This is a genomic window from Brevibacillus nitrificans (assembly GCF_003710965.1).
Taxonomy (GTDB): domain Bacteria; phylum Bacillota; class Bacilli; order Brevibacillales; family Brevibacillaceae; genus Brevibacillus; species Brevibacillus centrosporus.
The window spans coordinates 78,310-92,824 of record NZ_RHHU01000018.1 but is presented as its reverse complement, the minus strand read 5'-3'; the positions used below and the strand labels follow the sequence as shown (position 1 = coordinate 92,824).

Below are 14,515 nucleotides of genomic sequence, written 5' to 3'. Positions count from 1 at the left end.
GGACCGTCATGCTGACCTTTTTGAAAAGCATGTTTGAAAAGAAACAGCCGGCACCGGAGCGCTTGCCTTTTTACGATATCGTTTGCCCATACTGCTTTGCCAAATACGCGCCTGATCAGGTCGTGTTTCGCGCAGCCCATCACCGCCTAGACGACGAGGATTACGCGCTGCAGGAGGACGAGCTATTAAACCGCTATCGGGACAAATTCGGACTGGATGCCATCGACGAGCTGGAGGCGATCATCGATCCGGATACCATTCCGGAAGAGGGACACCTGTATGTCGATAACATCCTTGTCGGCGTAACCGATCGCTATGGGGTCGTTTCCAAGCGCAGGCTGTGCCCGAAATGCCACAACGAGCTGCCGATTACGGCGGGGAAGGCACCGAGCAACATCATTTCGATCGTGGGAGCGTCGCAGGTCGGCAAGTCAGTGTACATGACCTCGCTGATCCACACGCTGCAAAATACGACAGCGAATCACTTCGAGGCGGCTTGCATGCCACTGAACGCGCAAATCAGCCGCAAGTTCCGGGAAAATTACGAAGCGCCTCTGTTTGAAAGAGGACAGCTTCTCGATTCGACCCAAAAGGAGAAGCGGCAGGAGCCGTTTATCTTCCAATTCATTTTTAAGGACAAGGAAAAGGCGCCGCTCATCCTCGTCTTTTTCGATGTCGCAGGCGAGGGCATGGTCGATCGCGAGTATTTGGAGCTGTACGCCGCTCACGTCAAAAACTCCTCCGGTATTCTGTTCCTCGTCGATCCGCTGCAGATCAGGACGATTCGCGACAGAGTCATGCTGCGTGCTGGAGATGAGCCAGGAGAATTTACAGCCCGCTATGATGAGCCGCGCGAGGTCGTCATTACGCTGTTTGAGAACTTCATCGGCTATCAGGAGCAGAGCCAAACGAATATCCCGACAGCGGTCGTCCTGACCAAGAGCGATATGCTGCACCTGATCAAGGAGGACGATGGCGAGTACATCAAGTCCAACAGCAACGTATTCCGCAATTTTGTCCATGAAGAGTACTTGAACTTGACGGAATTCGAAAACATCAACGGGGAGATCAGCCGCTTTATCGAAAAGGTGGATCGACCGTTCAAGGATGCACTGGAAGTCTACTTTACCAATACGGCCTATTTCGCTGTATCTGCGCTGGGAAGCAACCCGGTTCATCAAAAGGTGAGCGGAGTCGTGACTCCGATCCGGGTCGATGAGCCGTTTATCTGGCTCATGCATCAGCTGGATTACATCGAAGGGAGGGAGCGGTAGTGAGCCGTCAGCCCATTTTGCAGCAATACTACACCCGCGGGCGACAGGGGATATTCCGTTCAAACGAAGGCTACGATACCATTGCCAAATCGACTGCGCTAGACAACGCATTCATTAAAAAAACGCTTCATCCGTTTTGCGCCTACGATGCGCCTCGTGCCTTGCAAGAGCGTGGAGAAAGCGATTTGACGCTCTATCCGGAGGCGCTCGTCTCCTTTCGAGCGGAGTCAGGCGAGCTGGTAATTGGAAGAAGCGTCTTCGTGGGCGCGGATTTTACCGGTCAACGAAACACCTTCTTCAGCCACAATTACGTCATCCCTGCAGATCGCCGGGACGAATTTATCAAAGAACCAGCAAGGCTGTTCGGCCTGCGAGCCTTTGTCCAGGAGCATGAACACTCCACAGGCAAAGAACTGCCGGTGATCAGCGAGCTTCCCTTTCAGGCAGAGACAACCCGCGATCGCAAGCAATGGCTCAGCCGCATAGGCATCGATGAACGGATTTTCAAGCAGCTCCTGTATGCGGTGATGACGTCGCTCTCCACCAAAAGAAAGGTCTATATCAGCCTAGATGGAGAAATCGGGGCAGCAGCTGCAGACGCTCGTCAGCTGCTGGGTATTTTTTATAGCTGCCTGCCTTATGAGATGCGCAGGCATTTTGGTTTTCTCACGTACAGCCATGAACCGCAGAGCAAGAAGCATATTCACGTCATGTTCGTGGAAAAAGGGAGCATCCGGGCAGGGACCGGCATCACGGAAAAGGACTACATCTTTGATCTGGCTCAGCAGCGAATTTTGCAGCTGGATTGGCAGGAGGGAGCGCACGCCTACCTAGACTTTGCTTGGGAGCATCTGGACGAACCACGTGTACTTGCCGACTTTCATACCTTTTGCGAGGAAGTGCTGGAGGGGGCAGATACGTCATTCCTGCTGAGACTGGCTACCTACTATGAGCTTTGCGCTTTGTATGAAGTGGAAAAAGGGCGTCTGGAGCGCTACGAGCAAAATCCGGCGGGCGTTTGGCAGGTACTTCAGCAGTACTTGGGTCAGCCTGCCTTGGAGAACAGAGCTCGTTTAGGCGAGCTGCGCGAGGTGCTTTTCCGGCTGGAAAACGCTGCGCGAAAGGACCAGGGGCTTCCTGCTACCGAGACCATCCGCCAGATGCTCAAGGCTTTTTGCACCATTCCAAACGAGCGCATTTCCGCAGAGCTTGTCACGTATTTGATGAACGTGCTGCTAAAGGGAAAGGCGACACGACAAAACGCTTTTGTAGCAAAGGTTTATCAGGAGCTGTCAGGCTATCCCGAGCTCTTTGGCTTTCTGATGCGATCGGTTCTTGGCTACAAGCAGGTCGTAAAGCCATTGTTTGAAGACTATCTGAAGGAGCGGCTAGCTTCCTTCTCTACGCTTGCCCAGGTTTTGCAGGAAATCAACCTGTGGGCGCAAGTGGCGCCACTGGCCCTGCGAAATCCGTTTTTTATGACGGCTACCCGAGAAAAAGTGCTTGAACTGTTTGCCCGTGAAAGTGAGAAGCTGCAAGCAGCGCTGGCGATTCACGATTACTTTGAGCGTCAGGACGCAATGAGCGGCTATGCGGATGAGCTGTTGGACGAGCTGGATAAAGCTCTGCTCAAACAACTTTTGCTAGGGGAATTGGCGTGGGGCGATTTTGGCAAGATCATCACTTTGCTGGAGGAAAAGCCGCAGACGTTTATAGGGGAACTGGATCTGGAAAGCAGGCAAAAGCTCGCACACATTCAGCATATGGCGTCCTTAGCGGGAAATCGGGATATTCCTGCGCCAGAGGATTTCTTTCGGCAGTGGGATGAAAGGGAAATCGCTGTTTTGCAGCAGTTGATCGTCCATTTGCTGGAGCGTCCGATAAAGCAAGATAGCTTCCCATTGGTAGCACTGGTTTTTTATCAGGCGGATTCCCATGGACAGGATGCTTTCGCCTTTGCTGATATGCTGCGGTTTGTCGGAGAAAACGGAGAGGAAGAGCTCCTGTATTCCTTTGTGCAATGGAGCATGACGCAGCGAATGTTTTTCACAGGCAAATACATTTCACCTGGCTATCGACATGCTCTCAAAGGTCTACTGCTCGAAAACAAGGGCAGGAGATTGCGGGACAAGGAATGGAAGAAGCGTTGGCAAACGGTACGGCATGCAGATTTCCGCAAGCTCGTCGAGGAGGTGCGAAGGGAAACATCCAGTCCCTTCATGAAGCTGTTTCAACGCAAATCGACGGCGCTCTTGAGCGTGGCCATTGTCATCGCAGCAGGGGCCGCGAGCGGCTTCTTTCTGTGGATGCCTGCTGCTCCGGAAACGCAGGGCGATGGAGAGGTTGCCAAACAGCCTCGTCCTGAGCCGGTCCAGCAGGTAGAATTCGTTCCTGCTTTCAAGCTCATGCTGGAATGGCAGCAGAATCAATCCGAGACTACTGCTTCGGATGAAAAGCCGGCGGGCGAGGATGGAGCAGCCGCAGAGTAGTCAGCTTACCGACCTGCGCTTGCAAAATACGAGGCAGGTCGGGATGACTATGGCTTCAGATGCATGATAGGAAAGAAAAAGACCGTTAACCTATAATGGTGAAGTTGCGCTGATGTAAAGGGAAGGAAAATAGGAGCTTTCGTGTGGCATCCTGCTGCGAATAAATGGGCAGGGTGCCCTTTTCATGAGAAGAAAAGTCCGGGTATTACGAGATACGCTGCTGTTCCTTTGTCGGAATATAGTACTTTTCCAACGTTTTTGCCGCACCCGTCCACGTAGAGAGCTTAGATAACAAACCAAAGATTCCTTTTTGCAGAAAGAGAGGCAGGTAGGGGACATAGAATGCGCCCATTTCAAAGAGAGTGCCCAATAGCAGGATGTTCTTGGGGAGGTATTGCTTCAAAAATGGCATGTAGAAGCTTTTTCCGTCTGTATCCAGACCGTATCCGCAGCGTACAAAAGCCTCAAAGTTGCCAGCAGGGCGAATTTCTACGTTAAAGCTGACCAATTCATTCGTGTTATTATTAAAGCAGTGATTCTTGTGCAGGGGAGCGACAGCTTTCTCTCCTTTTTGCAAAGTGATCGTTTTTCCGTCGACTGTTAGGTCTAATTTCCCCGTAACACCTTCAAAGGTTTCTACAAGTTCGGTATGATAGTGTAAGAAGATTCCAACATTGGGTGGAAGGTCTGTGCGGAATAAAAGATACTCTCCATTTGTTTCTTCCGTAGTCTTTAAAAAAGTAACGCTTTCCCCATTATGGGGATTTCCTACCGTACGACTTAAATTTGACATGACAATCCTCCCGAATATTATTTCGATAGATGGTGTTTTGTGTCAGAATATAGTTTAAATATAGATGATTCCAAAGCAACGAACAATACGGTAAGACAAAAGGCCTATCAAAATGGAGTGAAAAAAGAATGAGCGGCAAGTTATCGATTCCTGGATACAGGATTAAAGAATTCATCTCAAATCATGTAAATATGGGTATCTACCGCGCATTCAGGATCGTGGACAATTTGCCAGTGATCATAAAGACGCAACAAAAGGGGATCCCTCGCAATGATTCGATATGGAAGCTAAAGCATGAATATCGAGTGCTAGAGTCCATTCAATCCGATGCGGTCGAAACCCTCGTAGAGCTCGTACACAATGATAGAGAGACCTTGCTGATTACGGAGGATCACGGTGGCTTGCCGCTCTCGAGCTTGCTGAAAACACGACAATTTTCGACGATGGAGATTCTGACCATCGCTTTGGGGATTGCCCAATGCATGAAGACCATTCATGAGAAACGGGTCCTTCATAAAGATATCAACCCGATGAACATATTGGTTTACCCGGATACGCTGGAAGTGAAGCTGATCAATTTCGGCTTGTCTACAAGGCTCTATCAAGAGTATCAAAGTGCCATGAACCCAAAAGAATGGCAGGGAAATTTGCGATACGTATCTCCAGAACAGACGGGGCGAATGAATCGGACGGTCGATTATCGTTCGGATTACTATTCGTTTGGGATCACACTCTATGAGATGCTGACGGGCAAGCCGCCGTTTCTTGCGACGGATGCACTGGAGCTGGTGCATGCGCATATGGCTCGAAAGCCCGTTCCCCCTAACCAGACACATCCATCGATTTCCCCGGTTTTATCTGATCTCGTATTGAAATGCCTTTCCAAAAATGTAGAAGATCGCTATTTGAGCAGCGCGGGACTCATCGCCGATTTGCAGCAATGTTTATCACAGCTGCAGACGGCTGGGTATATTTCTGATTTTCCGCTGGGTATGCAGGATCGGGCAGACAAACTGCATATTTCGGAGAAGCTCTACGGTCGGGAGCCGGAACTTGCCCTGTTGACCGAGTCCTTTGAACAGATCAGCAACGGGGCTACACGTCTGGTCATGTTAAATGGCAGTGCAGGGGTAGGAAAGTCCGCGCTGGTGCGTGAGGCGCAGAAAACCTTTCTCCAAGGAAAAGGCCGCTTTATCTCAGGGAAATTCGATCAATTCAAGCAAAGCGCTCCGTATTCGGGGATTTTGCTCGCCTTTCAAGACCTGATACGCCAGATCCTGGCAGGCAACGAACGAGAACTGCACATGTGGAGGGAGACGATTGCGGAGGCATTGCAGGGGATGGGGCAGGTAATCGTCGATGTCATCCCGCAGCTGGAGATGATCATTGGCAAGCAGCTGGCCGTGCCGGAGCTTCCCGCTGCAGAGGCAAAGAATCGTTTTCAAATGGTGATGCAGCGCTTTGTACGAATCTGGGCAAAGCCTGAGCATCCGCTGGTCTTGTTTTTGGACGATCTGCAATGGGCGGATCCTTCCTCGCTGTTTTTGATTCAGGAAATGATCAGTGATCTGCAGGTCAGTCACTTTTTATTGCTATGCTCCTATCGCGAACACGAACAGGGTCAGCTAAATCCGCTGCTGAGTGCGCTGATCGAGATGGGAAGTCAAAGTCGTATCCTGCGCGAATTCTCCTTGCATCCACTCGAGGTCGGAGAAGTATCGCATCTGCTGGCCGATTCCATTCAAGTGGAGCCGCAGGCAACACAAGAGCTGGCGCAAATCGTTCACAAGAAGACAGCAGGGAATCCGTTTTTTACCCGTCAGTTCATCAAATCGTTGTATGACAAGGGCTTAATGACATACGTCCCGGATACGGGCAAATGGGCGTGGAATCTAGAGGAGATCGAAAAGCTGGAAACGGCAGAAAACGTCGCTGATTTCCTGGTCGAGCGGATGAGATTGCTGCCGATGCTGACCCAAAAGCTTCTCGCGCACGCGGCCTGCCTCGGCAATCACTTTTATCTGCACATGGTAGCCAAGGCACGAAATCTAAAGGAGTCTGAAACGATTCGCCATATATGGCCAGCTGTCGAGGAAGGGCTGCTGTACCCGCTGGAGGGAGACGGCTATTTAGCTTATACAGCGCTAGAAGAAGAGGATGCGGCTGCTCACAACAAGATTCATTTTACCTTTTTGCATGACCGCATTCAGCAAGCAGCGTACTCGCTTTTGTCCGAGGTAGAGCGTAAGATGGTCCATCTCAAGCTGGGAAGAATGATGAGAGAGCTGAGCAACTCCTACGAATCGTCCCTTTTGTTTGAGATCTGCAATCATATGTACGAGGGAGCAGAACTCATCGACGAACAGGCCGAGCGCGTGCAAGTCGCGCGCTGTCATCTGCTGGCGGGTCAGCGAGCCAAGCTATCCACTGCCTTTGATGCTGCGCTGCGTTTTTTTCGACATGGAACAGAAGTGCTTCGCGAGGAGGGCTGGGAAGCCAATCGCCAGCTCATGGTCGAGCTGTACACCATGCGGGCGGAAGCCGAGTATTTGTGCAACAACTTTGAGACAGCAGAGTCTTTGTTTGCGCTGGTGAAAGAGTATGCGAAGACCAATGCTGAGCAGGTGCGGATCCTGCAAATCCAGGTGCACATGTATACTGCCCTGGCGAAGTTCCCCCTGGTTGTCGAGCTTGCCAGTCAGGCGCTGAAGCTGTTGGGAGTCCACATTCCGGCAAAGCCAGGCAAGCTGGACATTTTAAAAGAGATGTGGCATATCAAGAAAAATCTCAAAGGCCGCAAAGCAGATGAGCTGCTCTACATGCCTGACGTACCGGACGAAAACTATCGGATGGCAATGACCATGATCAGCTATGCGGGTCCCTCTTCTTACTTTGTCGACTTGAACTGGTTTGCCCTGACTATTTTGCGGGTGCTGCATCTTTCCCTCGTACACGGAAATGACGTAGCCTCGGCCAACGGGTATACCGGATATGGGATCGTGCAAGCCACTCAGTTCGGGAAGTACCAGGAAGGATATGACTACGGGCTGCTCGCGTGCAGTGTAGCCGACAGCTTCCATGACCCGATCGCCATGTCCAAAGCGTACGGGGCGTTCGCCATCATGATCAACCATTGGCGGGATCATGCCAAGACGAACATCCCTCTCTTGAAAAAGGCGATCCAGCATGGGCTGGAAAGCGGCGGGAATATCTACGTCGCCTACAGTGCGCACGGTTTGCTGGAGGCGATGCTTTTCTGCGGTTCGCCGATCGAAGAATTGCATCAACAGATCGATCAATATGAAGATTTGATCCGTCAGCTCAAGGTAGTCGATCACGATGACCGACTCTTGCTGCTCAAGCAGGCGCTCCACAGCTTGACCCACTGGGAGGACGTTGACCAGACGACTTTTTGCGCAGGAGACTTTGATGAAGAGGTGTACGTCCAAGCCCTGCGGACGGATGGTACCAACTACAAGCGCTACATGTACCACTACTACAAATCGATGGTGCATCTGCTCTACGGCAACTACCAGGAAGCTGCGCGGATGTCTACCGAGGCTGAGCAGTGGATCGAGACGGTCAGCGGTCAGCTGCTGGTCAGCGAGCACGTCTTTATGCAGGCTTTGGCACTGACTGGCCTTTATCCGCAGGCTAGCTGGTCGGACAAGCGGAAATATGGCAAAAAGATCAAAGCCAATTTGAAAAAAATGAAGAAGTGGGCCGCCAACTGTGCAGATAACTTCCAGCACAAATACTTGTTGATGTATGCGGAGTGGGTCCGTGTAAATGGCAAGCCCGAGGCAGCTACGCCTTTCTACGAGCAGTCCATTCAGGCAGCGAAGAAGAGTGGATTCCTGCAAAACGAAGCACTGGCCTACGAGCTGGCTGCGAAGCACTTTTTACAAATGGGCATGAACACGGTTGCGAGGATTTACATGACGGAAGCGCATTTTGCCTATATGCAATGGGGAGCTGTAGCCAAAGCCAGAGATCTGGAAGTGAAGTACCCATATTATCTGGAGAGCTCGGGCAGTCATCAGGCGATGACGAATATGGCTGTGGCAGGCAATACGCCGGATATGGTGGATTTCATGACCGTCATCAAGGCGTCGCAGACCATCGCGAGTGAAATCAAGCTGGACAGGCTGCTGACCACGATGCTGCGAACGGTGATGAGCAATGCTGGTGCCCAGCGAGGGTTCATTATCCTGAAAAAGGACAGTGAGTGGTTCATCGAGGCGGCAGGCAGTATCGACGAGGACATGGAGATTTTGCAGTCGATTCCCTATGAGCAGGGCACCCTGCTGTCCGTCGCGACCGTCAACTACGTGATGCGAACGGAGGAAATGCTCGTCTTGCATGAGGCGTATGTCGAGGCGATCTTTTTCAAGGATCCGTACATCTCCAAAAACATGCCCAAGTCCATTCTCTGTGCGCCTTTATGGCAGCAGGGAAAAATGGTTGGGGTGGTCTATCTCGAAAACAACGAGTCGACCCATGTATTCAACGAGGGACGCACCGAGCTTTTGCGTTTGCTGTTCTCGCAAATTGCAACCTTCATTGAAAACGCCCGCCTGTACCATCAGCTGGAGCAGTGGAATCATTCGCTGGAGAAAATGGTGGCCGAGCGAACAGATGAGATCGAGGCGTTGCTGCGTGCCAACAAAAACCTGCTAAACAATGCGGGACAGGGTTTCCTTTCATTCGGCAAAGACCTGCGGGTTCACTCCGAGTACAGCCGGGAGTGCGTGCGGATTTTTGGCAAGGAGCTGGCAGGGTTTTCCGTAGCCGAGCTGTTGTACCCGCAAAGCAAGGAGGACCAGGGCTTTATCCAATCCTTACTGAGCAAGTATTTTCAGCTGGAAAATCAGGGACAAAGGGAGCTGTATCTCAGCCTGTTTCCAACAGAGATCACTGTCAATCAGCTGCCCTTGAAGCTGGAATGCAAGCAGATTGACGAGGGCCGGGGGGAGTTTTCCGGTGGCTTGATGCTCATATTGACGGATCGAAGCGAACAGCGGGCGTTGGAGAATAAAATGGAGCAAGAGTGGCAGCGGATGAAGATGTCTGTCACCGTTGCAACTAGTCTTGAACTCTTTCAATCCGTTTTGAAAGGCTTCACCTCCTTCGTTGCGGCGGAGTGGAAAGCAATTTGGGGGGAAGCGGGAGCGCCTGCGGAAAAAATGTACCAGATCATCAGCCGCCTCCATCAGTTCAAAGGTGATTTTAGCCAATTTTATTTGATTCATACACCGAGAAAGATACATGACATGGAATCCAGATTGTCCGAAATGTCCAAGCAGGCAGAAGAAGATAAAGTCATGGAAAGCGAGATTCAAAGCGGGATCGACTCCATTTGTGCAGCGATCGGGCAAGATATGGATCTTATGAAGCAGCAGCTGGGGAAGGACATTTTGCAGGCAAATGAGCAAACGGTCTCCTTTTCTGCGGAGAGATGGAGCGCATTCTCTGACCAGCTGTCGTCGCTTTTGCAGGAGGAGGGGCATGGCCACTTGCGTCAGGAGTTTGCCCAGCTCCACAATCGTCCGATTACAGAGCTGATGTCCCGATATGGTGAATACGTAGCGAAGGCATCCGAGAGGCTGGAGAAGCGAGTTTACCCGTTGCAGATCGAGGCTGATGATATTTGGGTGGATCCGAAACGATTTGGGCGCTTTATCAGCAGCTTGATCCATGTATTCAGCAATGCCCTGGATCATGGCATCGAACAAGAGGAAGAACGTTTGAAGCAAGACAAGGAGCGGTGGGGAACGATCCGCTGCCAGGTCAAGCGCGAGAATGACTTCATGCACATGATCATTTCGGATGATGGCAAAGGTGTCGACATGGACCGACTCAAATTATTGGGCCAGGAAAAAGGGTGGGTGGATTTACGGAGCGATCAGGACTGGCTGAATACGCTGTTTATCGAGGATGTTAGCACGAGCAAAGATCATGTCACGGAATGGTCCGGGAGAGGCGTTGGTCTATCGATCGTAAAGCGGGAGGTCGAGCGGCTTGGAGGTACCGTGGAAGTGAATACCCGAAAAGGGAATGGGACGCGCTTTCACTTCCGCATTCCGCTCACAGAGGCAGAAAGCACACTGCAGCCCACGTAAAAAAGCCCTCCAAAGCATCGCGTTCTTGGAGGGTGGAACGTTTTACGTTGATCGTTTAGATTAAGGCATTTTCGATGGTGACCAGCAGCTTCTCCTCGTTGATGGGCTTGATAATGTAGTGTGTGGCGCCGGCTGAGACTGCTTCAAAAACAAGCGGCTTTAGGCCGTGGGAGCTCACCATGATAATTTTTGCATCGGGGAATCGATTGATGATCATTTTGACGGTTTCGATTCCATTCATTTCTGGCATGTTGATGTCCATGGTCACTAGGTCTGGCTTGTAGGCAATGTACTTTTGAAACGCTTCGGTTCCTCTGGTTGCTTCTGCGACGATCTGATGACCCGCTCGTTCCAGCGTAACTTTCAGGTATTCTCGAACAACGATGGAGTCATCAGCAATAAGTATCCGTGCCATAAATCCTCCTGAAGTGCGTCCAGCCAAGTAGTGGGGGGATATCCCCTTAACAATACCATTGGTAGGAAAAACGTCGCAAGACAATTATAGGATAATCTACCCAGAATATAGGGAATGTACGTCAAGGATAGATAAATTTCATGTAAAGAAAGGGCAAAACGCGACAATCGGCACAGCAATCGGTGTAAAATGGCGCTACCAAAGCCAAAGAAAGGTGACACCATGGAGACCCAGACTGAACCCGTTTCGTTGAAGGCCAGTGAAGCAAAGGGCCTGCGACTCTTCTCTTTAACCTGGCCTATTTTTTTGGAGCTGCTACTGTTTACCTTGATCGGGATTACGGATACCTTCATGCTTAGTGGCGTTTCCGATGAGGCTGTATCCGCCGTAGGTGCAGCCAACCAGTTCGTCTTCATTGCCATTCTCGTATTAGAGGTCATTGGACATGGCGCTTCCATAGTCGTTTCGCAGTACATTGGGTCACGGAAGCTTCAGGAGGCAGCAAAAATTGGCGCGATCGCCGTCACCTTGAATTTGGCGATAGGGATTCTGATCAGCGTTTGTTTTTTGCTGTTCGGAAGCACGCTGCTCGTGGCGATGAATCTGCAAGGTGAGATCCTGTCATTGGCAAAGTCGTACATAGCGATCGTTGGGGGAGGTTTGTTTCTACAGGCCTTGATCAATACGCTGGCGAGTTTGATTCGCACGTACGGGTTTACGCGAGAAAGCATGCTGATATCTTTGGGAATCAACATCGTGCACGTCGCAGGGAACTATCTCCTGATTTTTGGAAACCTGGGTTTTCCAGAGCTTGGGGTAGAGGGGGCGGCGATTTCTACCGTCTTGAGCCGAGGTGTAGGGCTGCTCGTCTTTTTCTGGGCGTACTACCGGCTGGTCGATTACAAAGTCACTTTTCAGGATTACATCCAGATCAACAAATCCTACGTCCGTAAAATTTGCCGAGTCGGAATTCCCGCGGCATTTGAACAAATTACGTACAACGGCTGTCAGTCCATCTTTTTGTACTATGTGACTTTTCTCGGGGCTGCGGCTCTTGCATCCAGACAGTACGTATCGAACATTTCGATGCTGATTTACTTGTTTAGTGTCGCGATTGGGATGGGGACAGCGATCATCACGGGTAGATTAGTGGGCGCAGGCAGGAATGATGAGGCGTACGGGCGGGTCTGGAAAAGCCTGCGATGGGGATTAATCTGTACGCTGATCATCAATCTGCTCGTCATCCTGTTTCGGGAGCCGATCATGGGACTGTTCACAAAAGACCCGGACGTGATCAGAATCAGTACACAGGTGATTTTGCTGAGCATTTTCCTGGAGAGCGGACGGGTATTCAACATTATTTTGATCAGCTCCTTGCGTGCAGCTGGAGATGCCAAATTTCCTGTCTATATGGGATTAATCTCGATGGTGGGCGTGAGTCTGCCGCTCGGGTATGTCCTGGCGTTTCAGGCCAATCTCGGTTTGGCAGGTGTGTGGCTGGCTGTAGCGGTGGACGAATGGATACGAGGAGTCGTGATGTTTTTCCGCTGGCGCAGTCGGATATGGGAGCAAAAAAGTCTGATAGAGAAGGAACAAGTGCCGTTACCTCGTTGAAGGTAGCGGCTCTTTGTTGTGTGCGGGAGAATGGTTAGGCCCTTTGGGGAATTGGAGATCGTAAAGCTGGCGATAGCGACCATGCCGGATGAGCAGTTCATCATGGGTGCCGCTTTCGATAATTTCGCCTTGCTCCAGGACAACGATCTGGTCCGCTTGTTGAATCGTGGACAGGCGATGGGCGATGACGAGGCAAGTCCGTCCAGCCAAAAGGGTGGAGAGGGCCTGCTGAATCAATTGCTCCGACTCTGTATCTAGGGCGGCTGTGGCTTCATCCAAAATAATGAGGCGAGGATTCTTTAAAATCGCGCGGGCGATGGAGAGGCGCTGCTTTTGACCGCCGGAGAGCTTGACCCCGCGCTCGCCGACTGCTGATTGGTAGCCATCGGGAAAGGACTGAATGAACGCATGGGCATGGGCAGCTTTGGCGGCTTCCTCTACCTCCTGATCAGTCGCATCTGGCTTGCCGTAAGCGATGTTTTCGCGGATCGTGCCATTTAGCAGCACAATATCCTGGGAGACGATCCCGAGCTGTTTGCGTAAAGAAGCGACCTGTACCTCTTTCACGTCGATCCCATCAATCAGCACGGAGCCTTGTGTGGGATCGTAGAAACGAGAAAGCAGATGCGCAACAGTAGATTTGCCTGCGCCGGAAGAACCGACCAGGGCGGTCATTGTGCCAGGAGCGATCGTCAAATGAAAATCACGCAAGACGGGTACATCTGTCTGGTAGGCAAAATCAACGTGCCGGTATTCCACCAGACCTTGTATCTCGGGAAGAGCGCGGGCATTTTCTTTTTCGATAATGGTTGGCTTCGTATCTAAAACTTCCTCGATACGCTCATAGGCGGCAGCGGATTGCTGGATCGTGTTCATCAGCCGACTGAGCTGGCGAACAGGGTTTTGCAGCAAGCGCAAATAGGCAAGAAAGGCCACAATCGCACCAATGGACAGTCGGCCAGACATCGCTTGCCAGGCGCCAAACAAGAGCACGACCGTCATGCCGAGGTAGTTCAGCAGATCGATCGTAGGGCTGAACATGGAGCTGAAGCGGTTCGCCTTGATGCTGGCCTGCATGTTGCGAGACGTGCGTGCCGTGAAGCGTTCTGCCTCATACGGCTCGCTGGCGTAAGCCTTCATCAAGCGAATGCCAGAGAGGTTCTCCTGCAAATGACTGTTTACCTCTGCTGAAGTTTCTTGGACTGCTCGGAAAGAGGTGCGCATCCTTCGCCCCACCTTTCGGGTGAACAAGAACAAAAGCGGAAAGGTAGCCAGCATGAGCAGCGTCAAGAGCGGATCGATGTAGAGCATGTAGAGTGCAATGGCGAGAAAGGTCACCATTTCCGTTACGATTTGCAGCATACCTGAGGATACCAGCTGCTGCAAAATGCTGACATCGCCTGTAATCCGGGACATCAGGTCACCCGTGCGCGTCTTGTCAAAAAAGGCCATGTCCTGTGACTGGATATGCCGGTATAGCTCATTGCGCAGGCTGTTTACGGTGCGTAGTCCGACAAGCGACAGTAAGTGGCTGCTCACATAGGAAAACAACCCCAGGAGAAGGGCAGCGCCCAGAATACCTGCTGCAATCCAGAGAAGCTGATCGTACCGTTTATCTGGAATGGCATGGTCGATCGTATAGGCTGTCAGCTGCGGAATCGCGAATTCCAGCAAGGAGATAGCGATCATGGCAGCTGCAGCAGCCAGCATGGTTTTCCATTGGCTGCCTGCATGTGTCCATAGCCTTTTGTACATATTCCAGATGGAGCGCCGAGCTGGCTGTACATCTGCCGCATAGCGTGTCATGG

7 protein-coding genes are annotated in these 14,515 nt (G+C 51.4%); 4 read left to right on the top strand and 3 right to left on the bottom strand.

The features are described from left to right. Window positions 1–8 precede the first annotated feature (8 nt). Together EDM59_RS25990 and EDM59_RS25985 are read left to right on the top strand one after the other, a co-directional pair. Entirely contained in the window at window positions 9–1,274 is a 1,266-nt protein-coding gene (locus EDM59_RS25990) for a TRAFAC clade GTPase domain-containing protein (protein ID WP_122926328.1), read from the top strand. Beyond that, entirely contained in the window at window positions 1,274–3,763 is a 2,490-nt protein-coding gene (locus EDM59_RS25985; RefSeq protein ID WP_122926327.1) for a GAP1-N2 domain-containing protein, read from the top strand. Before EDM59_RS25990 ends, EDM59_RS25985 begins: the two co-directional genes overlap by 1 nt. A gap of 205 nt (window positions 3,764–3,968) precedes the next feature. Here EDM59_RS25985 and EDM59_RS25980 read toward each other — a convergent pair whose 3' ends face one another. Continuing rightward, window positions 3,969–4,556 carry a cupin domain-containing protein gene (locus tag EDM59_RS25980; RefSeq protein ID WP_122926326.1) on the bottom strand — a complete coding sequence of 196 codons (588 nt, stop codon included), beginning with the start codon at window positions 4,554–4,556 and terminating at the stop codon, window positions 3,969–3,971. Window positions 4,557–4,684: 128 nt separating this feature from the next. Between EDM59_RS25980 and EDM59_RS25975 the strand changes: the two genes are divergently transcribed. Continuing rightward, window positions 4,685–10,678: an AAA family ATPase gene (locus tag EDM59_RS25975; protein WP_122926325.1), complete on the top strand. Its 5,994-nt coding sequence runs from the start codon at window positions 4,685–4,687 to the stop codon at window positions 10,676–10,678. Between the two features lie 55 nt (window positions 10,679–10,733). On the opposite strand, the gene EDM59_RS25970 is transcribed toward EDM59_RS25975, so the two are convergent. Continuing rightward, window positions 10,734–11,093 carry a response regulator gene (locus tag EDM59_RS25970; RefSeq protein WP_122926324.1) on the bottom strand — a complete coding sequence of 120 codons (360 nt, stop codon included), beginning with the start codon at window positions 11,091–11,093 and terminating at the stop codon, window positions 10,734–10,736. 222 nt (window positions 11,094–11,315) lie between these two features. On the opposite strand from EDM59_RS25970, the gene EDM59_RS25965 reads away from it, so the two are divergent. Continuing rightward, entirely contained in the window at window positions 11,316–12,707 is a 1,392-nt protein-coding gene (locus EDM59_RS25965; protein WP_246011249.1) for an MATE family efflux transporter, read from the top strand. On the opposite strand, the gene EDM59_RS25960 is transcribed toward EDM59_RS25965, so the two are convergent. Continuing rightward, window positions 12,696–14,462 (bottom strand): ABC transporter ATP-binding protein, encoded by a 1,767-nt coding sequence (locus EDM59_RS25960; protein ID WP_246011248.1) that lies wholly within the window; start codon window positions 14,460–14,462, stop codon window positions 12,696–12,698. The genes EDM59_RS25965 and EDM59_RS25960 overlap by 12 nt on opposite strands. Window positions 14,463–14,515: the final 53 nt, after the last annotated feature.

What these genes read in the sequence shown, in the direction of transcription:
- EDM59_RS25970 (WP_122926324.1), bottom strand. Translation starts at nt 11,093, where the DNA reads ATGGCACGGATACTTATTGCTGATGACTCCATCGTTGTTCGAGAATAC.
- EDM59_RS25975 (WP_122926325.1), top strand. Translation starts at nt 4,685, where the DNA reads ATGAGCGGCAAGTTATCGATTCCTGGATACAGGATTAAAGAATTCATC.
- EDM59_RS25960 (WP_246011248.1), bottom strand. Translation starts at nt 14,462, where the DNA reads ATGTACAAAAGGCTATGGACACATGCAGGCAGCCAATGGAAAACCATG.
- EDM59_RS25980 (WP_122926326.1), bottom strand. Translation starts at nt 4,556, where the DNA reads ATGTCAAATTTAAGTCGTACGGTAGGAAATCCCCATAATGGGGAAAGC.
- EDM59_RS25990 (WP_122926328.1), top strand. Translation starts at nt 9, where the DNA reads ATGCTGACCTTTTTGAAAAGCATGTTTGAAAAGAAACAGCCGGCACCG.
- EDM59_RS25965 (WP_246011249.1), top strand. Translation starts at nt 11,316, where the DNA reads ATGGAGACCCAGACTGAACCCGTTTCGTTGAAGGCCAGTGAAGCAAAG.